This is a genomic window from Pannonibacter sp. CBAS1226 (assembly GCF_055685825.1).
Map to the genome: position 1 here is coordinate 310,706 of NZ_JBVOUO010000001.1, position 23,966 is coordinate 334,671.

Annotated in this window: 18 protein-coding genes and 1 tRNA gene; 3 read left to right on the top strand and 16 right to left on the bottom strand. The window is 63.7% G+C overall.

The genetic code is table 11. The features are described 5' to 3' along the window. Nucleotides 1-25: 25 nt before the first annotated feature. Complete coding sequence (locus AC0CMF_RS01470) at nt 26-418, bottom strand: PepSY domain-containing protein (protein WP_374630303.1); 393 nt, start codon at nt 416-418, stop codon at nt 26-28. Between the two features lie 140 nt (nt 419-558). On the opposite strand from AC0CMF_RS01470, the gene AC0CMF_RS01475 reads away from it, so the two are divergent. Continuing rightward, on the top strand, nt 559-1,218 hold the full coding sequence (locus AC0CMF_RS01475; RefSeq protein WP_374630302.1) for a response regulator transcription factor: 660 nt from the start codon (nt 559-561) through the stop codon (nt 1,216-1,218). Next, nucleotides 1,215-2,558, top strand: coding sequence for a sensor histidine kinase (locus AC0CMF_RS01480; RefSeq protein ID WP_374630301.1), 1,344 nt, complete (start codon nt 1,215-1,217; stop codon nt 2,556-2,558). Before AC0CMF_RS01475 ends, AC0CMF_RS01480 begins: the two co-directional genes overlap by 4 nt. 97 nt (nt 2,559-2,655) lie before the next feature. Here the strand turns inward: AC0CMF_RS01480 and mgtA are convergent, their stop codons facing one another. From mgtA to AC0CMF_RS01520, 8 genes are all read right to left on the bottom strand, one after another. Then, nucleotides 2,656-5,178, bottom strand: a complete 2,523-nt coding sequence (gene mgtA / locus AC0CMF_RS01485; RefSeq protein WP_374630300.1) for a magnesium-translocating P-type ATPase — start codon at nt 5,176-5,178, stop codon at nt 2,656-2,658. A gap of 192 nt (nt 5,179-5,370) precedes the next feature. Continuing rightward, nucleotides 5,371-6,987 (bottom strand): MBL fold metallo-hydrolase, encoded by a 1,617-nt coding sequence (locus AC0CMF_RS01490; RefSeq protein WP_374630299.1) that lies wholly within the window; start codon nt 6,985-6,987, stop codon nt 5,371-5,373. Nucleotides 6,988-7,019: 32 nt separating this feature from the next. Next, nucleotides 7,020-8,825 carry a PHA/PHB synthase family protein gene (locus AC0CMF_RS01495; RefSeq protein WP_374630320.1) on the bottom strand — a complete coding sequence of 602 codons (1,806 nt, stop codon included), beginning with the start codon at nt 8,823-8,825 and terminating at the stop codon, nt 7,020-7,022. 485 nt (nt 8,826-9,310) lie between these two features. Next, entirely contained in the window at nt 9,311-10,159 is an 849-nt protein-coding gene (locus AC0CMF_RS01500) for an alpha/beta fold hydrolase (protein WP_374630298.1), read from the bottom strand. A 227-nt stretch (nt 10,160-10,386) separates the two neighbouring features. Then, a tRNA-Ser gene (locus AC0CMF_RS01505) sits at nt 10,387-10,477 on the bottom strand. Nucleotides 10,478-10,714: 237 nt separating this feature from the next. Continuing rightward, nucleotides 10,715-11,002: a hypothetical protein gene (locus AC0CMF_RS01510; RefSeq protein ID WP_374630297.1), complete on the bottom strand. Its 288-nt coding sequence runs from the start codon at nt 11,000-11,002 to the stop codon at nt 10,715-10,717. A 418-nt stretch (nt 11,003-11,420) separates the two neighbouring features. Further along, entirely contained in the window at nt 11,421-11,945 is a 525-nt protein-coding gene (locus AC0CMF_RS01515) for an ureidoglycolate lyase (protein ID WP_374630296.1), read from the bottom strand. Next, the gene (locus AC0CMF_RS01520; protein WP_374630295.1) at nt 11,942-12,772 is read right to left on the bottom strand and encodes a bifunctional allantoicase/(S)-ureidoglycine aminohydrolase; all 831 of its coding nucleotides are present in this window, start codon (nt 12,770-12,772) and stop codon (nt 11,942-11,944) included. The genes AC0CMF_RS01515 and AC0CMF_RS01520 overlap by 4 nt, the downstream gene beginning before the upstream one ends. Before the next feature lie 390 nt (nt 12,773-13,162). On the opposite strand from AC0CMF_RS01520, the gene AC0CMF_RS01525 reads away from it, so the two are divergent. After that, nucleotides 13,163-14,287, top strand: coding sequence for an AI-2E family transporter (locus AC0CMF_RS01525; RefSeq protein WP_050473155.1), 1,125 nt, complete (start codon nt 13,163-13,165; stop codon nt 14,285-14,287). A gap of 399 nt (nt 14,288-14,686) precedes the next feature. Here the strand turns inward: AC0CMF_RS01525 and AC0CMF_RS01530 are convergent, their stop codons facing one another. The 7 genes from AC0CMF_RS01530 to AC0CMF_RS01560 all read right to left on the bottom strand — a co-directional run bounded on the left by AC0CMF_RS01530 (nt 14,687) and on the right by AC0CMF_RS01560 (nt 23,355). Continuing rightward, nucleotides 14,687-14,902: a formate dehydrogenase subunit delta gene (locus AC0CMF_RS01530; protein ID WP_374630294.1), complete on the bottom strand. Its 216-nt coding sequence runs from the start codon at nt 14,900-14,902 to the stop codon at nt 14,687-14,689. Further along, complete coding sequence (gene fdhD / locus AC0CMF_RS01535) at nt 14,892-15,710, bottom strand: formate dehydrogenase accessory sulfurtransferase FdhD (RefSeq protein ID WP_374630293.1); 819 nt, start codon at nt 15,708-15,710, stop codon at nt 14,892-14,894. The genes AC0CMF_RS01530 and fdhD overlap by 11 nt, the downstream gene beginning before the upstream one ends. Continuing rightward, on the bottom strand, nt 15,707-18,586 hold the full coding sequence (gene fdhF / locus AC0CMF_RS01540) for a formate dehydrogenase subunit alpha (RefSeq protein WP_374630292.1): 2,880 nt from the start codon (nt 18,584-18,586) through the stop codon (nt 15,707-15,709). Before fdhF ends, fdhD begins: the two co-directional genes overlap by 4 nt. Next, entirely contained in the window at nt 18,583-20,127 is a 1,545-nt protein-coding gene (locus AC0CMF_RS01545; RefSeq protein ID WP_374630291.1) for a formate dehydrogenase beta subunit, read from the bottom strand. Before AC0CMF_RS01545 ends, fdhF begins: the two co-directional genes overlap by 4 nt. Next, nucleotides 20,124-20,603: a formate dehydrogenase subunit gamma gene (locus AC0CMF_RS01550; RefSeq protein WP_058899668.1), complete on the bottom strand. Its 480-nt coding sequence runs from the start codon at nt 20,601-20,603 to the stop codon at nt 20,124-20,126. Before AC0CMF_RS01550 ends, AC0CMF_RS01545 begins: the two co-directional genes overlap by 4 nt. 56 nt (nt 20,604-20,659) lie before the next feature. Further along, a complete protein-coding gene (locus AC0CMF_RS01555; RefSeq protein ID WP_123194454.1) occupies nt 20,660-21,604 on the bottom strand; it encodes a LysR family transcriptional regulator in 945 nt (314 codons plus the stop codon). 92 nt (nt 21,605-21,696) lie between these two features. Next, the gene (locus AC0CMF_RS01560; protein WP_374630290.1) at nt 21,697-23,355 is read right to left on the bottom strand and encodes an OFA family MFS transporter; all 1,659 of its coding nucleotides are present in this window, start codon (nt 23,353-23,355) and stop codon (nt 21,697-21,699) included. Between the last annotated feature and the right edge of the window lie 611 nt (nt 23,356-23,966).

Below are 23,966 nucleotides of genomic sequence, written 5' to 3' on the forward strand. Positions count from 1 at the left end.
CCGGAATACAGCATGTCAACAACCTTCAGTTTCCGCCAACCTGAGGCATGGTGCCCGGCGTCAGGAGGGGATTTGCCGGCGGCACGGAGCTGCGGATGCCGTCTTGGCCCTGCGCGCCTGGAAGATAGCGAGTGGGGGTGGCCCCCGGGCGGAACCGGACTTCAAGTTCTCTGACCGCAAGCGAAACCGGGTCGAGCTTGAGTTCGACCCGGTTGCCGTCGCTATCGCGGCCGCGAACCTCGTAACAGCCATCGTCGATGCGGACCCGGTCAGGGCTGATCCCAAGTCGCTGAACATGGGTGGTGGCGGCTTCGCGCGATTGCCATTGATCCATTGGACCCCGGCAATCGTCATCGGCGAAGGCCATGCCTGCCGCGCCGAGCGACACGATCAGGGCAAACGGGATGGCGCGTTTCATTGTGAGCTCCTCTGATTCCATGGCTCTGATGAAAAAATGTGCGCCTGCCACCTGACGTCTTCCTGAAGGTGCTAAGGTATCGTCTTCAGTTTCCCGTCAGCTTCGCGCGCGATATACACGCCGAGACCGAAGGACATTCCATGCGGATCCTGCTGATTGAAGATGATCTTGTGCTTGGCGCGGCGGTGCGTGACCAGATTGCCGCTGATGGCCATTCGGTCGACTGGGTGCCGCGCCTTGATGCCGCCGGCGATGCGATGGCAGGCGTGGGGTTCGACCTTGTGCTTCTCGACCTGATGTTGCCCGACGGCCGGGGCATTCCTTTCCTGCGCCGTCACAGGGCGAGGGGCGATGTGACCCCCGTCATCATCCTGACCGCGCTTGACCAGATCAGCGACCGGATCGAGGGGTTGAATGCCGGGGCCGACGATTATCTTGTGAAACCTTTTGACCTTGCCGAACTTTCAGCCCGGATAGGGTCGGTGGCGCGACGCTATGCGGGCAACCCCAACCCCATCGTCACCCACGGACCGCTGGAGATCGACCTCGCCGCCCGCAGCATTCACAGCGATGGCCGTCCCGTCTCCCTGACCGCGCGCGAATGGGCGCTGTTCGAGGCATTTCTGTCCCGTCCCGGACAGCTTCTGTCCAAGGCACAGCTCGAGGAAAAGCTCTATGCCTTCGGGACGGAGATCGAAAGCAACACGATCGAGGTCCATGTCAGCCGCCTGCGCAAGAAGCTGGGCGCCGGGGTGATAGAGACCGAGCGGGGCCTTGGCTACCGCCTGGGCCGCCTATGAGGGCGCAGCGCAGCCTTCAGGGCCGCCTTGGGCTCTGGCTGGGCGTGGCAATGACCGGGCTCTGGATCTTTACGGCCAGCGTGACCGCCCTGATTGCGCGAGGAGAGATCGAAGAAGTTTTCGATTCCGCCTTACAGGAGACGGCGCAACGCATTCTGCCGCTGGCCGTTGTTGGCATTCTGAATCGGGATGAACAGGGGATTACAGAACGCCTTGTCGCGATCCGTGAGCATGACGAGTACTTCACCTATATCGTGAGGGATGATCAGAACCGCATCCTGCTGCAATCCCATGCGGCGGATCCATCGGTGTTTCCCGCCCGGGATGGCCGAGGGTTCCACATGACCGGGACGCACAGGCTCTACAGCGACGACGCGGTTCGCGGCAGCATCCGTATCACAGTGGCCGAACCGTTGGAGCACCGGGCCAGCGTCGCGCGTGAACTCCTGATCGGGCTTGCCCTGCCGCTTCTGGTTGTACTGCCCGTTACGCTCTTGGCCATCGTACTGGCTGTGCGCGCCAGCCTCGCGCCATTGCGGGAGTTCCGCGACCGCCTTTCGGCCCGCGGCGCGCGGGATCTCAGCCCGGTCGCCAGCGCCGATCTACCGAGCGAGATCGCGCCGTTGGCTCACACGACGAACCGGCTGCTGGCCCGGCTGGATGCGGCTTTCGAGGCGGAACGGAGCTTTGCCGCAAACGTTGCGCATGAATTGCGTACACCGCTGGCCGGGGCCATCGCTCAGGCTCAGCGGCTGCAGGCGGAGACGCGGGACGGCGATGCCAAGGCGCGTGCGGGCGAGATCGAAGTTACGCTGAAGCGCCTGACCCGCGTCGCGGAACGGCTTATGCAACTGGCCCGCGCTGAAGGCGGGCGCATGAGGTGCGCCGAGACTGCGGACCTCTGCCCCCTGGCTCGTATGCTTGCCGGGGAGATGGCACGGTTGACAGGGCACGGGCGCATCCAACTTTCCTTGCCGGAAATCCCGGTGATGTCGGATCTCGACCCCGACGCTTTTGCGATCCTGTTCCGCAATCTTGTCGAGAATGCGCTGCGCCATGGGGCTGAAGATGCGCCCGTCGAAGTCAGGCTCGAGCCGGATGGCACGTTCTCCGTAGCAAACGATGGGGCCGTACTTCCGCCCGCCGTCCTGACACGTCTCTCGCACCGTTTCGAGCGAGCCGGACTGCGGCTCGACGGCAGTGGTCTTGGCCTGGCCATCGTCTCGACCATTGGTGACAGGATCGGCAGCCGGCTTGTCATCAGGTCGCCCCGCTCAGGCCGCAGTGGAGGGTTCGAGGCGGCGATCGCACTGCCCGTGGTCCATCCCGGCCAAGCTTGATCTCCTTAGAAACGATGGGTGCCCAAATCCACCGCCCAGAGTGTGGCCGCGCCGGAACGCGAGTTTCCGGTCCAGATCGATCCGGCACCAGGGGGGCTCACCGCCAGAACGCGCGCTTGAGAAGTTCCGCAGAGGTGAGATAGCCCGCCACGATCAGCCCCATGGCCAGCAGGAACAGCCAAGGCAGCGGTGCAAAGCCAAGGACCGGGCCCAGTGCCGTGTACGGAAGGGCAATCACCGCACCAACGACACCGAGTGTCGCAAGTGTCAGGGGGCGGGATGGACGGCTTTTCCAGAATGGGCCGCGCGTTCGGACGACAAGAACGACAAGGGCGGCAGAAACAACTGACTCCACGAACCAGCCGGTTCGAAACAGTTCGGGCGAGGCCCGCAGGACAAGAAAGAGGACTGCGAATGTCAGCAGATCGAACACCGAGCTCAGCAGGCCGAACCAGATCATGAAACGGCGGATGAAGCCAAGTTCCCATTTCTGAGGGGCCTCAATGGCCGACTCGTCCACACGATCGGTCGCGATGGTCATTTCTGGCAGGTCGGTCAAGAGGTTCGTCAGCAGGATCTGCTTGGGCAGCAGAGGCAGAAAGGGCAGGACGAGTGACGCTGCCGCCATGCTGAACATATTGCCGAAATTGGCACTGGTGGCCATGAAGATGTATTTCTGAGTGTTGGCAAAGGTCGTCCGGCCTTCCCGGACGCCGTCGATCAACACAGATAGCTCCGGCTCCAGGAGCACGATATCGGCGGCCTGCTGGGCCACATCGGCCGCACCTTGCACGGCCAGACCGACATCGGCGGCGTGCAGAGCAGGCCCGTCGTTGATCCCATCACCCATGTAGCCGACAACCTTGCCCGCTTTCTGCAAGGCACGGATGATGCTCTCCTTCTGGTTCGGCTCCACCTCGGCGAAGATATCTGTCCGGGCCGCGAGTTGGGGCAGCGCATCATCGCTCACCTGCCGCAAGTCTTGCCCGGTGATGATCTTCGCATTGGCAAGACCGACCTGACTGGCGACGGCACGCGCCACCAGAGCGTTGTCTCCGGTGATGATCTTGAGCGCGACTCCAAGGCTGCGCAATTCACTTATGGTCTGCGCGATGCCTTGCTTTGGCGGGTCGGAGACAAGCAGGAAACCCGCCAGGGTCATGCCGGTCTCGTCTTCCCGGGCGATAGTCGTGCGGCCGGGCAGGTTTCTGATCGCGAGCCCAAGGGTGCGGATCCCTCGGGCACTGAATGCGGCAAACTGCGCCAGAATAGCCGCTCGCCGGGCGTCGTCGAACGGTACGGTATCGCCGTTGGGCAATTCGATTTCAGTACAAACGGCCAGGATCTGGGCGAGGGCACCCTTGGTGATCATTACCGGATGCCCCTGAACTTCCGCCAGCACGCTGAGGCGTTTGCGGGTGAAATCGTAGGGGATCTCATCCAGCCGCTGCGTGTCCTGCGGAGGCTGGCCGGCGGCCGCGACGATGGCGGCATCGATCGGGCTGTTGAACCCAGTCTGGAAGGCAGCGTTCAGATTGGCAAGAAACAGGGCGCGCGCGCTTGCCTGCCCGCCTGTGTCCATCGCACCGTCCAGCTTGACCTTGCCTTCCGTCAAGGTGCCCGTCTTGTCCGAGCAAAGCACGGTCATGCTTCCGAAATTCTCAATCGATACCAGTCTCTTGACGATAACCTTGCGCTCTGCCATGCGCTTGGCCCCGCGTGCAAGATTGACGCTGATGATGGCCGGCAAAAGTTCGGGCGTCAGTCCCACCGCAAGAGCCAGGGCAAACAGGAAGGAGTCGAGAACCGGGCGATGCAGTAACACGTTGAACGCAAAGATCAGGACCACCATGATCAACGTCACCCGGACAAGCAGCATCCCGAACTGCCGCGTTCCGCGCTCGAAGGATGTCTCTGCGGGACGCAACTGAAGCCGGCCGGCAATGGCGCCGAACTGTGTTGCTCGCCCGGTTTTCACGACCAGCATCCGGCCAACGCCACTCACGACATGCGTTCCCTGGAACATGGCATTGGTGCGGCGCGCCAACGGTGCGTCTGCCGGCGCCGCAGCGGGGGACTTCTCGACCGGGAATGTCTCTCCGGTCAGGGTTGCTTCATTGACGAACAGGTCACGGGCCTCGATCAGCACACCGTCGGCGGGAATGCTGGAACCGGCTGCAAGCAGGACAACGTCACCCGGCACCACATCGGCAAGTGCGACCTGTGCGACTGTGCCATCCCGCAGGACGTCAGCCCGAACCGCCACCAGCTTCTGCAGGCTGGCCACTGCGGATGCAGCCTGAAACTCCTGCCAGAATCCCAGCAAGGCGCTGATAAGCACAATAGTCAGGATGATGATCCCGTCGGTCGCATCATGCATGGCGAAAGAGAGAACCGCGGCGCCGATGAGGATAAGCACCACCGGCGAGCTGATTTGCCGCCACGCCAAAGAGACGAGGCGTGGAGACCCTGCTCGAGCCAGTTCGTTGCTGCCGTATTGCTGCAGGCGCGCACTGGCCTCCGAGGCCGTCAGTCCCGCAGGGCTTGAGCCGACTGTCTGTGAAACCCTGCCGGTATCGCTGGCCCACCAGGCGTTGTCACGCGCGTTATCCTGATCCATCCCGCAGCCCCCAATGCCTTGTTCCCGGTTCGCTTTCGGTCGTCAGCGGAACACCAACCCCATCACTGCGCTGTGAAGCAGGGTCGTCCCGCCTGACGGCGGCGTCAAGGGATAGGCAATGGGGTCACATTGCCCGGCCTCTTGCTGGCTGAGGTTTAAGGGACGCCCATCAGGATCTGCTTTGATGCGCCTTCACGCTCCGGTGTGCGGTTTTTTGTCCGGGCCCTCGAGTGCGGAGCGCAGCCGCCGGATCATGACGGCTCTCTGCTTCTCGCTCGGGCTTGCGGCCAATGCATCGTTGATATCAAGGATCAGGCGCGAGACATCATTGTGCCAGTCCAGCCTTGCCACCTTTCCGGCCGGCAGCCGCGGATGGCCGGGGCTTGCGGCCCGGTGTGCGCCCGTGCCCGTCAGGTCGAAGGCTTCGTCCAGTTCGGGCCGCAGGATTCTGCCGGGGCTGACGATCCCGTTCAGGCCCTCTGCGAGGCTTTCGCGGGCCTCCGGCTCGCCATGGACAAGAAACAGGTCATGGGTCAGCGGCAGCCGCGCCTTGATCCAGTCCACCAGTTCCGTGCGGTCTGCGTGCCCGGAGTAGAGGTCGAGCGACCGGATGCGGGCATGTACACTGAATTCCTCGCCCTGGATGCGGACCACCTGTGCCCCGCTCTGGAGAATACGCCCCAGCGTGCCTTCCGCCTGATAGCCGGTAAACAGGACTGTTGCGGTGCTTCGCCAGAGCCAGTTCTTCAGCCGGTGGCGGATGCGTCCGGCCTCGCACATGCCGGAGGCGGCGATGATGATGTGAAAGCCCCGGACACCATCCAGCGCCATGCTTTCTTCGCGGGTTTCCGTGAAATGCAGGTTGGCGGCCCTCAGGCCGCGCATCAGGTCCGCTCCTTCTTCGAGTTCGCGGTGATGATTGGCAAATATCCGTGTTGCCTTGCTTGCAAGAGGGCTGTCCACAAAGACCGGAATGTCCGGAAGCTCGCCTTCGGCGATCAGCCGCCCGATGTCGCTGATGAGTTCCTGCGTGCGCTCCACGGCGAAGGAGGGGATCAGCAGTACCCCATCCGGATGCATTGCGGCACGCACCTCGTCCCGCAGCAGGAGGCGCCGGGACGCAGGTGTGGCTTCGGGCCGGTCTTCATCGCCATAGGTGGATTCGCAGATCAGGTAATCCACGCCAGCCGGTCCCTCCGGGTCGGCATGCATCAGCTTGCAATCCGGCCCGATATCGCCCGAGATCAGAATTTTCAGCGGCGGACTGCCATTGTCCCCGCCGATTTCGACCTCCACCGATGCCGAGCCGAGAAGATGCCCCGCGTTCCATAGTCTCGCACGCAGGCCGGAGATGACCGGGAACCATTCGTTCAATCGATGCGGCTGAAACAGGCGGAGGCATGCCTCGGCATCACTGTTGTCGTAAATCGGCTTGATCCGGCCCCGGTTCCGGCGTGCGGCCCTGCGATTGAACTGCTCGACCTCCATCTCCTGGATATGCGCACTGTCAGGCAGCATGACACCGGCGAGGCCGATCGTTGCAGGTGTTGCGTGGATGGAACCGGTAAAGCCATGGCGCACCAGTTTCGGCAGCAGGCCCGAATGGTCGATATGGGCATGGCTGAGGATCACGGCTGCAATGCGCTCCGGAGCGAAGGGGAAGGGGCGGTAGTTCAGCTCCTTTTCCGTTTTCGATCCCTGAAACATGCCACAGTCGATCAGGATCTGGCCGTGGTCCGTTTCAAGCCGGAAGCACGATCCGGTGACACTCCCGGCGGCACCGTGGAAGGTCAGGCGGGGAGGGTTCATCGGACGTTCCTTTCCTGCTTCTGCGGGCACTGTCATGTCTGCAAGACATACCGGCCCGGTGCCGGGTCAAGCGGCGGCAGGCCATGTGCCGGTGCGCCGGTGGCAGGCGCCTGCCGTGAACCGCTGCTCTTTTCCCGCAGCCAGTCCTTCCATGCCGGCCACCATGAGCCATCCTCAGGGGAGGCATCGGCGATCCAGTCGTCAGGCCCGGTGTAAAGGCCCCCGGCCGGGCGGTGGGTCAGGCGGTAGTGACTGCGGCGGTCACTGGGCTCGTTGACAATGCCGCTGTTGTGGCCGCCGCTGGCCAGTACGAAGACCAGGTCGCAATCGGTGAACAGCTTTGTCTTGTAAACGGATTTCCAGGGGGCGATGTGGTCGGTCTCTGTCGCAACGGCAAACATCGGGGTGGAAATGTCCTTCAGGGCGATCACCCGGCCCTCGACAGCAAAGCGCCCGGCCGTCAGCCGGTTCTCCAGAAACAGGCCACGCAGATACTGCCCGTGCATTTTCGCAGGCATCCTTGTCGTGTCGGCCACCCAGACGCCCATGTCGGTGGGCAGTTCCTCCTGACCCAGGAAGTAGCGCCGCACGGCTCTCGACCAGATCAGGTCCTCGGACCGGATGGTGGAAAAGGTCCGGGCCATCTGCGGCCGGTCGAGATAGCCTTGATCCCACATCATGTCCTCAAGGAAAGCCACCTGACTTTCATCCGCGAAAAGCAGCAGCTCGCCTGCCTCGGCGAAGTCGACCTGTGCGGCCATCAGTGTGATGCTTGCCAGCCGGTCATCGCCATTGCGGGCCATCGTTGCTGCGGCGATGGCCAGCATCGTTCCGCCCAGGCAGTAGCCGGCTGCATGGATCTTGCTGCCGGGCACGATCCGGCCCACGGCATCCAGCGCCGCCATGACACCCGCCGTCCGGTAATCTTCAAGCGAAAGACCGGCCTGTTCTGCGGTCGGGTTGCACCACGAGATGATGAAGACGGTAAAGCCCTGCCGGACAAGATAGTTGACCATCGAATTGTGGGGCGACAGATCGAGGATGTAATATTTCATGATCCAGGCCGGCACGATCAGGATAGGCTCGGCCATTGTTTCTGCCGTCTGCGCGTCATACTGGATCAGTTCGAAAAGATCATTGCGGAACACCACCTTGCCCGGTGTGCAGGCCAGATCCTCTCCGATCCGGAAACCTTCCGGCGCTGGATCATGTGTTTGTGTCAGGGTCTTCACCATGTCCCGCAGGAAATGCCCGGCGCCATCGGTCAGGTTGCGCCCTCCGCTGGCCAGAAAGGCCTCGATGATCTCCGGGTTCAGGGCCGGAAAATTCGACGGGGACATTGTGTCCAGTATCTGACGCGCCATGAACCGGGTGCGGTCGGCATTTTCGGGCCGGAGGCCGCGCAGATGATCCGTCGCGTGGTCCCACCAGTCCTGAATGGCAAGGAAACCCTGCTGCCAGAGAAGGAACGGCGGAGCCTGCCATCCGGGATGCCTGAAGCGGTGATCGTAAGGTTTCGGCACAAAGGGGTGCGGGCTGCCAAGACCCGCCTTGGATGCAAGGGTCATGAGCTTCATGGCGTTCTGCATGGCACGTTCGGCCAGTTCCAGCTGCCGGCCCGGCGACTCGCTCATGTGAAACGCCCAGTCGGTGCTGGCCTCGATGAAGGCATGCAGCGAAACGCCTGCGCTCAGCCGGGCAAATGCGGCCCGCACGCCCCGGTCCAGGTTCTGATGCGGGTGCTCTGGCGTCCCGGCGCCATGCCGCAGGGCAGGGGCAGCGGCACGGGCAACGGCAGGGGCAGCAACATGGGCAGCCGGGGCAGGGTATGGCGGCATCGGTGCCAGGGATGCCGGTGGTGTTGGTACAGGCCTATCGGTCATCAGGAAGCCATCCACGGGGACAATGAGCAATCCGCCCTCCCGCTGTGCAGTGACGTTCAGGTTTCGCTTCTGCGCGGGACGATCCGGCTCTGGTTCAAACAAGATAGCCCATGCTGTCTGGCCGGACGTTGATCCAGAGCAAAGGAGAGGCTGCAGGTTTCGGTTCTGCGTGTGATGGCGCCAGCGATCTCCTTGAAAATCGAGCTGGAATGACGTGAGCCGCGAACGCCTGCCGTTTTCCCGGATGACGGGGGCGACGTTTGGGCGGGCGGGAAACTCGGGCCGTTTGAAAGGCAGGGGAAAACGGACGAACCGGAACAGGCGGGTCCGCATGGCTCAGCAAGGCGCCTGTCAGGTGCGGCTGCTACAGCGCCGTTCTCGGCGCCAGCCTTGCCACGGCAGCCATGTTGGGCGAAACCGTCACTCGCGCACCGCAAGCGTCAGGCCTGCAGGCCTCGCACGTGAAGCGCGATCTGATCGGCAATATCGGGGATGCGTGAAAGGGGTATCTCATGGCCGGTCCCGGCAAGAACCGTCAGCGACGCGCCGGGTATGCCGTCGGCAATAGCTCTCCCGTTCTCGATGGGCAGGATCGGATCCTCGGCGCCATGAATGACCAGAACGGGGCAACTGACCTCCCGAAAACGACCGGTCCAGTCCTCGCGGGTGGCAAGCGCACCGTGGTTGAACATGCTTGGCAGGCTCCCGGTTCGTGACATCACTCGCTCGACGCGCGTCCTTTCACGATCCTCATCGAAGGGCGCCCCGGTTCCGGCACACAGTCTTTCGCTCTCGACCAGGAAATCCGCCACAGCCCCGCGATCCGACCAGTCGAGCGTACCAAGCGTACCGAAGTGGTCCAGAAATGCCTGCGAGATATGCGGCAACTCCGCGCCATCCCAACCGAGCGGCTCGGACGCGATCAGGGTCAGCGAGGCCGTGCGCTCCGGCTGCGTGACCGCCAGCATCTGTGCGATGTATCCGCCGAGGGACATGCCGGCCAGATGCGCCTTGTCGATCCCGTAGGTGTCGAGAACGGCCACGGCATCGCCAGCCATATCCTCCACCGCATATGTGGCTTCCCCCGGCGGGAATGCCGTCGATTGCCCGGTGTCGCGATGATCGAAACGGATGACGTAGAGTCCGCGCCCGGCCAGCGCGGCGCAAAATTCGTCGGGCCAGCCAAGCATGGATGCGGTGGCACCCATGACCAGCAACACTGCCGGATCATTCGGATCGCCAAAGACTTCCGTCGCCAGCCTGATACCCTGATGTTCGGCTACACGCATATCGATTACCATCCCTGCTACCAAAGTCAGGCTACCAACACCATGCATCAAGGTCAGCCGCCGCAATGGAGCCCGAAGCAGATCTTCCGGCTGCACCCGCGCATTTCCACAATGAGGCAGCCTGCCAGTGCCGCCGCTCTTCAAACTCTATCAGGCTGCGGAGAGTGAGCGGTAATAGGAAACGCCTGACGGCAATATCGCGCTATTGAGGGCAATCGGGAGGGGAGTGGCGGAGAGGATGGGATTCGAACCCACGAGACGCTTTTGACGCCTACTCCCTTAGCAGGGGAGCGCCTTCGACCACTCGGCCACCTCTCCGGTGGAGACCCTGATAAAGGATCTTGCGCTGAATGCAAGTGATTTGCGCAAGGGGCTGTGGATTCTGGAAGGCGGTTCAGCGGGTTGGGGAAAACTCGTGTCTTGCGGGGGCAAGAGCGGCGGAAAAGGGCGGGCTGACGCGGAACTGGCGGTCAGCCCGTCACCTTGAACCTGAGTGATCATGCTTTGCCGGTGCGCCGGTCGCTTTGGCCGGAGGGCGCTGTCCGGTGCGCTGTGTCACTGCAGGCGCAGCCATTCGCGGGCGAGGCGCTGGGCCGTGGCGATGTCTGCGGCGGACATTTCGCCGGAGATTTCCTTCCGGTAGCGGGCAGCTTCCGTGTTGCCTTTCATGGCGGCGAGATTGAACCACTTGTGGGCGCTGACGAGATCGGCGGTGCCGGTGCGGCCGGCGGCGCAATCAAGGCCCATCTGGAAGAGGATGCTGGCCGGAGTGCAGGCGGTGGTGCAGGCGGTGGTGCCGCCCATGATGGCCATGTCGGCCTGATGCATTTCAAAACGTGCCATTTGCGGTCCCTGTCTTCAAACCCCGCCTTGCGGAGGTCCTGCCCTTGCAGTGTTTTGTCGTCGTCCCTGTTGATGACTTCGGCCCGGCGCTCTTTGAGGCTTCTGTGTGCCTTGGTCTGGAAGCGGCTCCGTCTTTGCGGAGATTGCCTGCGTCCTTGAGGGAAATACTGCCCGGGCGGGCTGAAAGGGCCGTTAAAACTTTAACTTAATGCAATTCAAACAAGACTCTAACCAGATGTAAAATTTACATCCGCTTAAGCAGGAATCGGCTGAAAGCAGTTTGGAATCAGCTTCCATTGCTTACACTTCTCCGGACCGTGGTGACGCTTTATTCACCACGGTGGAAGAAGGCAGCGGGGAAAGACATGAAAAGACTGGAAAACGCTTGGGGCAGATTTGGCGGCCGGACGGTATCTGCTCAGCCGCGCGTGACCTCGAAAGCCGTGCCGAGCCAGTGCTCTTCCAGATTGGCGCTGCTGCCGATGCGGTCGATGACGGCAAAGAGGCCCGGCGCCTCCAGCGGTGTCAGCACCCCGTGCCACGTGCCGCGCAAAAGGTTGATGGCCTGGCCGGGCTGCGTGAGGAAAGCGCGGGGCGTGCCGGGGCGGCCATTCTGGTCCTCTGCGGTGATGACGAGAAAGGACGTGAGGCTCATCGGCACAAAGGCCTGGCTGCCGTCCGGATGGCGCTCCAGCATCTCCAGCCGGTAGGGCAGGGTGCGCGGTTCGGCCTTGAAGAGGGAAAGCCCCGCCCGCCCGTCCGGTCCGAAATCAAGCCGCGCCCGGTCATGAAAGCGGCCGCACAGGCCCTGATTGATCAGCCGGTCCGGCGCGCCCTCCGCCTCCAGCACATCGCCGAAGGGACGGAAGGCCTCTGCCGTCAGCGGCTCGGTGACGATCCGGGGCAGGGTGGCCCCGGATGCCGTTTCCGCGGCCCGTGTCATCGGCCCAGCACTCCGGAGAGCTTGGCGTGGCGGTTCACGTCCTTGTAGAGCAGGTAGCGGAAACGGCCGGGCCCGCCCGCATAACAGGCCTGCGGGCAGAAGGCGCGCAGCCACATGAAGTCGCCCGATTCCACTTCCACCCAGTCCTGATTGAGCTTGTAGACGGCCTTGCCCTCCAGCACGTAGAGCCCGTGTTCCATGACATGGGTCTCTTCAAAGGGGATCAGCCCGCCCGGCTGGAAGGTGACCACATTGACATGCATGTCGTGGGAAAGGTCTGACGGATCGACAAAACGGGTGGTCGCCCAGGCGCCATTGGTGCCGGGCATGGCGACTGGCTCGATCAGCTTTTCATTGGTGACGAAAGCCCTGGGCCGGGCAATGCCGGGGGCATCCTCATAGGCCTTGCGCACCCAGTGGAAATGGGCCGCCGTGCTGCCGGGGTTGGTCAGTGTCCAGCCGCTTTCCGGTGGCAGATAGGCAAAGCCGCCCGGCTCCATGATGTGGGTGGTGCCATCGACGGTGAGGCTGAGCGTGCCTTCGGTGACGAACAGCACGCCCTGCGCCTGCGCGTCCGGCTCCGGCGCGGAAGAGCCGCCGCCCGGCTGCAGTTCCATCACATACTGGCTGAAGGTTTCGGAAAATCCGCTCATCGGCCGGGCAATGATCCAGCAGCGCAGGCCCGTCCAGCCGGGAAGGTACGACGTCACGATGTCGGAAAACACGCCTTTGGGAATGACGGCATAGGCAGACGTGAAGAGGGCGCGGCCCGTGTGAAGGGTCGTCTGGGACGGAAGGCCGCCCTGGGGCACATGATAACCGGACATGATGTCTCTCGAAGGTGGGTTTTATGAAAGATGGGCAGACCCCTGGCGGGCCTTTCGCGCCACCTTAGACCGGAAAGCTGAAGGCTGGCGAGCCCCCGGCGCCTCATTCAAAGGCTGGTTCAGCGCAAAAAGGCGGCAGGCTGCCCAGCGGAAGGACGGGCTGGAGCGGCCTATGCGGCGGGTCTGTCTGCGGCACGTTGACCAGTCATTTGCACTCCCTGGATTTTTTTGGCCCGATCGGGTGATGGCGGTGGCAATCGGCACCGCGATTTGCCATGTTTCCGGCACGAGGCGGCGGCAGATTGCGCAGGCGGGGAAAACGGCCCGCAGCGAGGCCCGCAATGGGCGGCCGGGACGCCGGAGCAGGAAGAGATCGGACCCGATTCCGTCATGGATCATTCAGTGAAGGAAAACGTGCCAGTCACACAGGATGTGACTGTCCGTGTGCGCCGCCCGTTGATTACAGACATGGCCGCCGCACGGTGGCTGCTGCTGTTCGTGCTCGGGGCCTCCATCTGGTTCTTCCACGGCTTCATCGTGCCGGTGCTGGCGGCGACCGTGATTGCCTTTGCCAGCTGGCCGCTGCTGCGGCTGATCGAGCGGCGCCTTGCTTGCGGGCGCATACTGGCCGCAAGCCTGATGGTGCTGATGATCATCGGCTTCATCGTCGCGCCGGTCACCTATGCCATGGTCTATGCGGTGGGCGAATCCCAGTCCTGGATCAGCTGGGCCATCGCGGTGAACCAGCAGGGGGAGGCGGTGCCGGGTTGGATTGCCAACCTGCCGCAGGTGGGGCCCTGGCTCACCATCCAGTGGGACAAGTATATCGGCCATCCGGGCGCCATCGGTGAACTCATCCAGCTCGTCAGCGGCGCCAATATCGGCACCATCTACCGGGGCATTCTGACTGCCGGCACCATGGCGTTTCATCTGGCGCTGACGCTGGTTTTCATGCTGATCGCCCTCTTCATCCTCTACCGGGACGGGGAAAAGATCGCTGCGCAGATCGACCGGGTGGGCCAGCGTATCCTGCCGGAGCGCTGGGACCGGCTGTCCCGCGTCGTGCCCGCCACCATCAGTTCCACCGTCACCGGCATGACGCTGATCGCTATCGGCGAGGGCATCGTTCTCGGCATTGCCTATGCCATCGCCGGGGTGCCGTCACCGGTGACGCTTGGCGTCATCACCGGCTTCATGGCCCTCATCCCCGGCGGCGCGCCCTTGGCCTTCTCACTGGTCTCTGTCTATCTGGTGGCCAGCGGATCCACGGTTGCCGGCGTTGCCCTGTTCATCTGGGGCACGACGGAGCTTTTCATCGTCGACAAGACGATCCGCCCGCTGCTCGTCGGCGGCCCGGTGAAACTGCCGTTCCTGCCCACCTTCTTCGGCCTCATCGGCGGGGTGAAGACCATGGGCATCGTCGGCCTTTTCGTCGGCCCGGTGCTCATGGCCCTGCTGGTCGCCATGTGGCGCGAATGGCAGCGGGAGATTGATGTGTCGTCACGGGTGAGGTGAGAGGGGCGGAGGTTGATGTCTTGCTGTCTTTCGGCGGAGCGCATCAGCCTCCTTTAGCTGGGCGTGGTACCGGAGCGAACTGGTGACCAACCGGTAACCTCACTCTCGTCATCCCGGCCAAGCGCAGCGCGAGCCGGGACTGGTGAGCCGGGGTGCGTGTCGGTTCGACGAATTCCAACTGATAGTCTTTGATTCACCGGTACCGGATCTCCGCTTCGCTTCGTCCGGTATGACGATGGAAGGGGGATCAGGCAGTTGATCTCCCGGTCAGCCTGCCTCGTCAGGAACTGCAGTTTCCTTATACCAAGGCTTTCGATGCTGACGCATCACGCCTCGACATTGCTCGTGCGCCGCGCGGACTTGACCAGCTCCCGCAGTCAGGCTCATCGGGAGTTGGTGTTACTGCGGCCTTCTGATCTTTTCTGAAGCTTCAAGCACCAGCGGGCGCAGGCCTTCGCCGCCGGTGTCGATGATTTCGAAGAACTGGCGGCGCATGCGCGGTTCCCAGAAGTCGTTGATATGGGACGCAACGCCCTCGACACCTTCGGCGTGGGGCTTGGTTTCCATGAATTTGGCGATCTGGTTGGCCATGTAGACGAGCTTGTCAGGCGACATGGGCGTCCTCTTGCAGCTTGATCCGGTCGGGATGGGTGAAAATCTCGAAACTGTCCGCCCGCACCAGCCCCACCAGCGTGATGCCGCAGCCTTCCGCGAGGTCCACGGCGGCCAGCGTCGGGGCGGAGACGGCGATGAGCACGGGCGCGCCGAAACTCGCGCATTTCTGCACCATGTCGATGGAAATGCGCGAGGTGATGATGAAGGCTCCGGCGCGGCTCCGGCCGGCGTCCTGCCGCAGCAGCGCGCCGGTCAGCTTGTCCAGCGCATTGTGGCGGCCAACGTCCTCACGCGCAGCGATGATCTGTCCGCGCTGCCAGAAAGCGGCGGCATGAACAGCGCGGGTTTCGTCCTGCAGCGGCTGATGTGCGGTAAGGCTCGCGGCGGCGGCAAGCACCTCCGCTTCGCTCATGGCAAAGCCGGTGTCCGGCACCGGGGGCAGGGGGCGGCGGGCGGCCTTCAGGCTGTCGAGCCCGCAGAGCCCGCAACCCACCGGCCCGGTGACCGTGCGCCGCCGGTCAGTGTGGCGGGTGCCTGCGCTTTCGCTCAGCCAGATGCGCAGGTCGATGCCGTCTTCCGTTTCCGCGATCTCAAGCTCGCGGATTTCGTCCGGTTCGGCGATGCCTTCATTCAGCGAAAAGCCATAGGCGAAGTCTTCCAGATCCGCAGGGGTTGCCATCATCACGGCATGGGTGGAGCCATTGTAGGACAGGGCCACCGGCACTTCCGCCGGCAGCCTGCGCTCCCCCTGGCCGCTGCGGCCGCGCGAAATGCGCAGCCGCGGGATGCTGGCACTGGTCCTGCTCATTCGGCCGCCGGAAGAATGCGGCGGGACTGGGCAGCCTGCGCGGCGTAGTCCTCCTGCCAGGTGGAGGGGCCGTTGGACGGGCTGATCTGCACCGCCGTCACCTTGTACTCGGGGCAGTTGGTGGCCCAGTCCGAGAAGTCGGTGGTGATGACGTTGGCCTGCGTGTCCGGATGGTGGAACGTGGTGTAGACCACGCCCGGCGACACCCGGTCCGTCACCTTGGCGCGCAGGGTCGTCTCGCCCGAGCGGCTGGCAAGGCGCACCCAGTCGCCATCCTTGAGGCCCCGGTTTTCCGCATCATGCGGGTGGATCTCCAGGAGATCCTCCGCGTGCCAGACCGTGTTGGCGGTGCGCCGGGTCTGGGCACCCACGTTATACTGGCTGAGGATGCGGCCCGTGGTCAGCAGCAGCGGGAAGCGCGGGCCGGTGCGCTCGTCCGTTGCCACATATTCAGTGCGGATGAACTTGCCCTTGCCGCGCACGAAGCCGTCGATATGCATCAAGGGCGTGCCTTCCGGGGCCTTCTCGTTGCAGGGCCACTGCACCGAGCCAAGTTCCTCCAGCTTCTCGTAGGTGACGCCTGCGAAGGACGGCGTCGTCAGCGAGATTTCCGCCATGATCTGCGAGGGGTGGGTGTAATTCCAGTTGGCGCCCATGGCATTGGCCAGCATCTGGGTGATCTCCCAGTCGGCGTAGCCGTTCTTCGGGGCCATCACCTTGCGCACGCGGTTGATGCGGCGCTCGGCATTGGTGAAGGTGCCGTCCTTTTCCAGGAAGGTCGAGCCGGGCAGGAACACATGGGCGTAATTGGCCGTCTCGTTCAGGAACAGGTCATGCACGATGACGCAGTCCATGGCGGCAAGGCCGGCGGCCACGTGTTTGGTGTCCGGGTCGGACTGGAGAATGTCCTCGCCCTGGCAGTAGAGGCCCTTGAAGGTGCCATCGACGGCGGCATCCAGCATGTTGGGAATGCGCAGGCCCGGTTCCTTGTCCAGTTCCACGCCCCACAGGCTCTCGAAGATCTCGCGCACGTGGTCGTTCTTCACATGGCGGTAGCCGGGCAGCTCATGCGGGAAGGAGCCCATGTCACAGGAGCCCTGCACATTGTTCTGCCCGCGCAGCGGGTTCACGCCCACGCCCTTGCGGCCGATGTTGCCGGTCATCATCGCAAGGTTGGCGATGCCGATGACCGTGGTGGAGCCCTGCGAGTGTTCGGTGACGCCGAGGCCGTAATAGATCGCCCCGTTGCCGCCGCGGGCATAAAGCCTTGCGGCAGCGCGCAGTTCTTCCGCCGGAACGCCGGTCAGGGCCGCCGTTGCCTCCGGGCTGTGGCGCGGATCGGAGATGAACTCGGCATAGTCCTGGAACTCGTCCCAGTCGCAGCGCTCGCGGATGAAGGCCTCGTCGAACAGGCCTTCGGTGACGATGGTGTGGGCGATAGCCGAAACCACGGCCACGTTGGTGCCGGGCTTCAGCTGCAGGTGATGCGCGGCCTTGATATGCGGCGACTTCACCAGATCGATGCGGCGCGGATCGATGACGATCAGCTTTGCACCTTTGCGCAGGCGCTTCTTCAGGCGGCTGGCGAAGACCGGGTGTCCATCCGTCGGGTTGGCCCCCATGACGATGACCACATCCGTGTCCTCGACGCTGTCGAAGTCCTGCGTGCCCGCAGAGGTTCCGAACGTCTGGCCGAGGCCATAGCCGGTCGGCGAGTGGCAGACGCGGGCGCAGGTGTCCGTGTTGTTGTTGAGGAACACGGCGCGCGTCAGCTTCTGCACCAGATAGGTTTCCTCATTGGTGCAGCGGGAGGAGGTGATGACGCCGACAGATTGGCGGCCATGCTTGGCCTGGATCGCCTTCATCCGGTCAGCGGCGAAGCCCAGCGCCTCATCCCAGGAGACTTCGCGCCAGGGATCGCTGATCGCCTCGCGGATCATCGGCTTGAGGATGCGGTCCTGATGCTGGGCATAGCCCCAGGCAAAGCGGCCCTTGACGCAGCTGTGGCCACGGTTGGCCTTGCCGTCCTTGTAAGGCACCATGCGCACCAGCTCGTCGCCGCGCATTTCCGCCTTGAAGGAGCAGCCGACGCCGCAATAGGCGCAGGTGGTGACCACGGCCCGCTCGGGCGTGCCGATCTCGATCACGCTCTTTTCCTGCAGCGTTGCCGTCGGGCAGGCCTGTACGCAGGCGCCGCAGGAGACGCAGTCGGAGGAGAGGAACGTGTCGCTCATCATGCCCGCCGAGACGCGGCTGTCGAAGCCACGGCCCTCGATGGTCAGCGCGAAGGTGCCCTGAACTTCCTCGCAGGCCCGCACGCAGCGCGAGCAGACGATGCATTTGGACGGATCGTAGGTGAAATAGGGGTTGCTCTCGTCCTTGGCCAGCCACTGCGGATTGACATCGCCCCCGGCACTGCGGGCGCGGAAATGGGTGTCCACGGCCTCATAGCGCACATCGCGCAGGCCTACAGCACCGGCCATATCCTGCAGCTCGCAGTCGCCATTGGCCGCGCAGGTCAGGCAGTCGAGCGGGTGGTCGGAGATGTAAAGCTCCATCACCCCCTTGCGCAGATCTTTCAGCTTGCCAGTCTGGGTGTGGACCACCATGCCCGGCGCCACCGGCGTGGTACAGGAGGCCGGCGTTCCGGCGCGGCCCTCGATCTCGACAAGGCAGAGGCGGCAGGAGCCAAAGGCATCCAGCATGTCGGTGGCGCAGAGCTTGGGCACCGAAATGCCCGCTTCGGATGCGGCACGCATGACGGAGGTGCCTTCCGGCACGCTGACCTCGAAGCCATCGACGGTCAGGGTGATCATCTTTTCGGACCGGGCGGCGGGGGTGCCGAAGTCACGGTCGAGCAAACGGGAGTCCTTCATTCCGCGGCCTCCTTCATCCTGTCAAAATCTGCGGGGAAATGGGTCAGGGCGCTCATGACGGGGTAGGGCGTGAAGCCGCCCAGGGCGCAGAGCGATCCGGCCTTCATGGTGCTGCACAGGCTTTCGAGCAGCGGAATGGCGGCGGCATCGCCCCGGGCGATCCGGTCCACCGTCTCCACACCGCGCACCGCGCCGATGCGGCAGGGGGTGCATTTGCCGCAGGATTCGATGGCGCAGAATTCCATGGCAAAGCGCGCCTGCGCCAGCATGTCCACCGTGTCATCGAAGACGACAATGCCCGCATGGCCGATGAGCCCGCCGGCAGCAGCAAAGGCCTCGTAGTCGAAGATGGTGTCGAAGAGGTCCTGCGGGAAATAGGCGCCAAGCGGGCCGCCCACCTGCACCGCCTTCACCGGGCGGCCGGTGATCGTACCGCCGCCGATCTCATTCACCAGTTCGCCCAGCGTCAGGCCGAAGGCGGTCTCGTAAAGGCCGCCGTGCTTCAGGTTGCCGGCCAGCTGGATCGGGATGGTGCCATGGGAGCGGCCGACGCCGAAGTCGCGGTAAAACTGGGCGCCGCGGTCCATGATGACCGGGATGGAGGCGAGCGACATGACGTTGTTGACGACCGTCGGCTTACCGAACAGGCCCTCCAGCGCGGGCAGCGGCGGTTTGGCGCGGACGATGCCGCGCTTGCCTTCGAGGCTGTTCAGCAGCGAGGTTTCCTCGCCGCAGACGTAAGCGCCTGCGCCGACGCGCACTTCCATGTCGAAAGCATGCGGCGAGCCCAGCACCGATGCGCCCAGAATGCCCTCGCGCCGGGCAATTTCGATCGCCTCCTGCATCACCGCGATGGCATGCGGATATTCGGAGCGGGTGTAGATATAGCCCTTGGTGGCACCCACGGCGATGGCGGCAATCGCCATGCCCTCGATAAGCACGAAGGGATCCCCCTCCATGATCATCCGGTCGGCAAAGGTGCCGCTGTCGCCTTCATCGGCGTTGCAGACGATGTATTTCTGGTCTGCCTTCGCGTCCGCAACGGTCTTCCACTTGATGCCGGTCGGAAAACCTGCGCCGCCGCGGCCGCGCAGGCCGCTGTCAGTGACCTGCTTCACGATATCGGCTGGCGACATGGCAACGGCCGCCTCAAGGCCCTTCAGACCCTTGTAGTGGCGGTAGTCATCCAGCGACAGCGGATCGGTGACGCCGCAGCGGGCGAAGGTGAGGCGTGTCTGGCCCTTGAGGAAGGGGATTTCCGAGGTGAGGCCATGGGCGAGCCGGTGGGTGCCGCCGGTCAGGAACCCGGCATCGAACAGGGACGGCACATCCGAGGCCTTCACCGGACCATAGGCCATGCGGCCCTTTTCTGTTCGCACCTCGACCAGCACTTCCAGCCACAGCATGCCGCGCGAGCCGTTGCGGATGATGGTCACATCGAGATTGCGGGCAGCGGCTTCCCGTTCAATGGCGGTGGCGACCTTGTCCGCGCCAACAGCCAGCGCAGCAGCATCGCGGGGGACGAAAACGGTGACGCTCATTTGCCGATCCCTCCCAGCATTTCGTCGATGCCTTCGTCATCGAGCCGGGCAAACAGCTCGCCGTCCAGCATGGCTGCCGGGCTCTGGGCGCAAAGGCCGAGGCAGTAGACCGGCTCCAGCGTCACATCACCGTCCTTCGTGGTGCCGTGCCAGTCTATACCGAGCCTTTGTTTCAGCTTTTCGGCCAGTGCATCGGTGCCCATGGACTGGCAGGCCTCGGCCCTGCAGACCTTCAGCACGTGGCGGCCCGCAGGTTCCGGGCGGAAGTCGTGGTAAAAGCTCATCACGCCGTGAACTTCCGCGCGCGACAGGTTGAGACCGTCTGCAATCACGGGCAGGGCGTCCTGCGGCACGTAGCCGAAGGCCTCCTGCACAGCATGGAGAATGGGTAAAAGCGGCCCTTCAAGAGCCGAATGAGCCGTCACGATCTCCTGCGTCAGGGAGCGAATCGTGGCGGCAGACAGATGTGCCGTCATGTGTTTTTCCTCTCAATTCCGCATGTTAGGCGGAATTTCTCCCACTTCAATTCCGGCTATTCGTCAGCTGATTGAAACCTTCTATCGTTGCGGCCTTCTCCCAGGGCCGCGTTGTACTTGCGGGCAAGATCGAGCAGAGCCGCCAGCATGGGCGTCAGCGGCTCGCGGTGCGCGATGACGAGACCCACATCCTGCCCCGGCATCGTGTCTTCCGGCAGGTCTGCGGTGATGGGCACGGCGGCAAGGTCCTTGCGGTCCAGAAAATGCACGGCCAGCTTTTCCGGCACCACGGAAACCCAGCGCCCGGTCATCACATGCGAGGCGAGCACGATGATGGAATTGGATTCCACCATCGGCATGGAACTGATGCCCGCCTCCTGCAGGTAGCGGTCCACGATGCGCCGGTTCTGCATGTCGCCGGACAGAAGGCAGAGGGGCAGGGTGCCGACCTCCGCCCAGGTCAGCGAGCCCCGGCGCGCAACCTGCGAACTGGCGCGGCACAGCAGCCGGTAGGTCTCGCGGTAGAGCGGCGTCACCGTCAGGCGGCGGGCGGGCGGCGGGTCGAGATAGGTGATGCCGGCATCCAGCTCCAGCCGCTCCAGCTGTTCGAGGATTTCGGCGGAGGTGCGCGACAGGATGGAGACGCGCACATTGGGGTGGCGCTCGGTGAAGGGCACTGACAGGTCCGTCACCATCGGCAGCGCCGTGGGGATGACGCCGATGCGCAGGTTGCCCGACAGGACCGATCGCGCCTGCCGCATGTCCGCCTTCAGTGCCCTCGCATCGGCGACGATGCGCAGCGCCCATTCCAGCGCCTTTTCGCCTTCCGGCGTCAGCCCCTGATACCGGGAACCACGATGGATAAGCTGAACGCCCAGCTGATCTTCCAGCTGCTTCATGGCAGATGAAAGGGTTGGCTGCGTCACGCCGATCACTTCGGCGGCGCGGCCAAAGTGCTGCTCGTTGGCAAGGGCGATGAACATTTCCAGCTTGTCGATCATGGGTCCGCTACCGGCAGGGTCACTGCAGTTCCATTTCCGGGAACCGGCCGGGCAGAGAGCGCCCGGCCAGCCTGTTCTAGCAGGAAAAAGCCTCAGCCGAAGAGGGCGGCAGTCTTTTCCAGCGTGATCCAGACGCCCCAGAGGATCGGGATGATCATCACGGCCCAGGCGAGCGCCGCCTTGGCGTCCAGCCCGCCCTTGCCGATGCCGAAGGAGCCATGGGTAATGCTGGAATCCGCCGTGCGGGCCTTGGCCTGCAGGGCCGCGACTTCCGCGTCGGACATGTACCATTTCTTGTCCAGCGGCCGGACGAGCGCATTGGCAATGAGGCCGATCAGCAGCATGCCGCAGAGGATGTACATGGTGAAGTCATAGACCTGTGCCCGGGGGATGCCGGCATTGATCTGCGCTTCACGGATGTAGTTCACCACCACGGGGCCGAGGATGCCCGCCGTTGCCCAGGCCGTCAGCAGGCGGCCATGGATGGCCCCGACGAACTGGGTGCCGAAGATGTCGGCGAGATAGGCCGGCACGGTGGCAAAGCCGCCGCCATACATGGACAGGATCACCGCGAAGATGGCGACGAACAGCAGCTGGTTGCCAAGCTGCGCCGCCGTCGGGGCGAGGGCATAGAGCACGATGCCGAGCAGGAAGAAGGTGTAATAGGTGTTCTTCCGCCCGATCCGGTCCGATAGCGAGGCCCAGAAGAAGCGGCCTGCGATGTTGAACAGGGACAGGAGCCCGGTGAAGCCTGCGGCAATGGCTGCAATCGCGGCCTTCTGTTCGCCCGACAGGTCGTTGAAGGTGAGTTCGGGCAGGCCGATCAGCTTGCCGGAGAAGATTTCCTGCAGCATGGGCGAGGCCATGCCGATCACGCCGATGCCGGCAGAGACGTTCATGCAGAGCACGATCCAGATCATCCAGAACTGCGGCGTCTTGTGCGCATTGTTCAGGTGCACATGGTGCTGGGTGATCATGGTGGTGGCCTTCGACTGCGGCGGGGTCCAGCCCTCCGGACGCCAGCCGGCCGGCGGCAGACGGTAGCCGAAGGCGCCGCCCAGCATGAAGACGAAGTAGATCGCCGCCATGACGAGGAAGGTCTCCCACACGCCGACGCTGGTGGGCGTTGCGAAGTAGCTCATCAGCCGGTCGGCCAGCGGCGCGCCGATCATGGCGCCGCCGCCAAAGCCCATGATGGCCATGCCGGTTGCCATGCCGCGCCGGTCCGGGAACCACTTGATCAGGGTGGAGACGGGCGAAATGTAGCCAAGCCCAAGGCCGATGCCGCCGATGACGCCAGCGCCCAGCCACATGAGCCAGAGCTGATGGGTCATCACGCCCACCGCCGCCACGGCAATGCCGCCGCACCAGCAGAAGGTGGAGACGACGCCCGCCTTGCGCGGCCCGGCCTTTTCCAGCCAGCCGCCCCAGATGGCCGCCGAGCAGCCGAGGAAGACGAAGAAGAGGGTGTAGATCCAGCCCAGATCCGCCACGCGCCAGTCGCAGGAGGCGGTGAAGAGCGCGGTGACGAGGCTCATGCCCTCGCAGGTGACGGATTGCTGGATGCCGATGGCGCGCGACAGCGGCAGCCAGAACACGCTGAAGCCATAGGCCATGCCGATGCACAGATGGATGGCAAGCGCTGCTGGCGGCACGAGCCAGCGGTTGAAGCCGGGTTTTGCAATGATGCGTTCCCGGTCGAGCAGTCCTCCTTCGGAGTACCCGCCCTCGACGCCGGTGGTTGTGGTCATTCCTGTCTCCTCCCGAGAGCCCCTTGCACAGGGGGACCTTGGAGGGCGCCTTCGCATGGCGGACCGGTGGCTTCTGCAAGCCGTTTTCCGGACCTCAGCCCCGGTTCCTCCCCGAAGGCCGCCTCTCCCCGCAGAAGTACTTAGCCAGAAGCGTGCCAGTTGCCGGAGCCGGGAGGGAATTGAAGGGCAGGCGGGGTTTGCATCAGGTTTTGTCGAGATGGCGGAATGCGTGATATTCCGGTTAACTATCTGAAATAATGTGACTAATATGATTGGGTGGTGTTGTGGCGCGAGCCGTCACAATGTCTGATGCCAGCGCAGGGCACCTTGCTTTCCTGCACCTGTTACTTCGCCACCCGCAGCATTCGCCCTTGACGCCGGACAACTTGGGAGGCCCAAGGACAGCTTGTCCGGACAGAGGGTCTTGGGGGGCTGGGGGGATGCAATTTCCGATGACTGCCTCGCCGTCTACAACACAAGATGTCCCGAACAGGCCCACAAAATGGGCGGGCGGATACCCATCAAGGACCGCATCGACGGTCCGAAAAGAGCCCAGCATGTCACCGGAAAAACGAAAGGAGAGATGCTGACAACCAAACCAGAACAGGCTT

Coding starts and splice junctions, on each gene's coding strand:
- AC0CMF_RS01470 (WP_374630303.1), bottom strand. CDS start 418: ATGAAACGCGCCATCCCGTTTGCCCTGATCGTGTCGCTCGGCGCGGCA.
- AC0CMF_RS01475 (WP_374630302.1), top strand. CDS start 559: ATGCGGATCCTGCTGATTGAAGATGATCTTGTGCTTGGCGCGGCGGTG.
- AC0CMF_RS01480 (WP_374630301.1), top strand. CDS start 1,215: ATGAGGGCGCAGCGCAGCCTTCAGGGCCGCCTTGGGCTCTGGCTGGGC.
- mgtA (WP_374630300.1), bottom strand. CDS start 5,178: ATGGATCAGGATAACGCGCGTGACAACGCCTGGTGGGCCAGCGATACC.
- AC0CMF_RS01490 (WP_374630299.1), bottom strand. CDS start 6,987: ATGAACCCTCCCCGCCTGACCTTCCACGGTGCCGCCGGGAGTGTCACC.
- AC0CMF_RS01495 (WP_374630320.1), bottom strand. CDS start 8,825: ATGCCGCCATACCCTGCCCCGGCTGCCCATGTTGCTGCCCCTGCCGTT.
- AC0CMF_RS01500 (WP_374630298.1), bottom strand. CDS start 10,159: ATGCGTGTAGCCGAACATCAGGGTATCAGGCTGGCGACGGAAGTCTTT.
- AC0CMF_RS01510 (WP_374630297.1), bottom strand. CDS start 11,002: ATGGCACGTTTTGAAATGCATCAGGCCGACATGGCCATCATGGGCGGC.
- AC0CMF_RS01515 (WP_374630296.1), bottom strand. CDS start 11,945: ATGACACGGGCCGCGGAAACGGCATCCGGGGCCACCCTGCCCCGGATC.
- AC0CMF_RS01520 (WP_374630295.1), bottom strand. CDS start 12,772: ATGTCCGGTTATCATGTGCCCCAGGGCGGCCTTCCGTCCCAGACGACC.
- AC0CMF_RS01525 (WP_050473155.1), top strand. CDS start 13,163: ATGGATCATTCAGTGAAGGAAAACGTGCCAGTCACACAGGATGTGACT.
- AC0CMF_RS01530 (WP_374630294.1), bottom strand. CDS start 14,902: ATGTCGCCTGACAAGCTCGTCTACATGGCCAACCAGATCGCCAAATTC.
- fdhD (WP_374630293.1), bottom strand. CDS start 15,710: ATGAGCAGGACCAGTGCCAGCATCCCGCGGCTGCGCATTTCGCGCGGC.
- fdhF (WP_374630292.1), bottom strand. CDS start 18,586: ATGAAGGACTCCCGTTTGCTCGACCGTGACTTCGGCACCCCCGCCGCC.
- AC0CMF_RS01545 (WP_374630291.1), bottom strand. CDS start 20,127: ATGAGCGTCACCGTTTTCGTCCCCCGCGATGCTGCTGCGCTGGCTGTT.
- AC0CMF_RS01550 (WP_058899668.1), bottom strand. CDS start 20,603: ATGACGGCACATCTGTCTGCCGCCACGATTCGCTCCCTGACGCAGGAG.
- AC0CMF_RS01555 (WP_123194454.1), bottom strand. CDS start 21,604: ATGATCGACAAGCTGGAAATGTTCATCGCCCTTGCCAACGAGCAGCAC.
- AC0CMF_RS01560 (WP_374630290.1), bottom strand. CDS start 23,355: ATGACCACAACCACCGGCGTCGAGGGCGGGTACTCCGAAGGAGGACTG.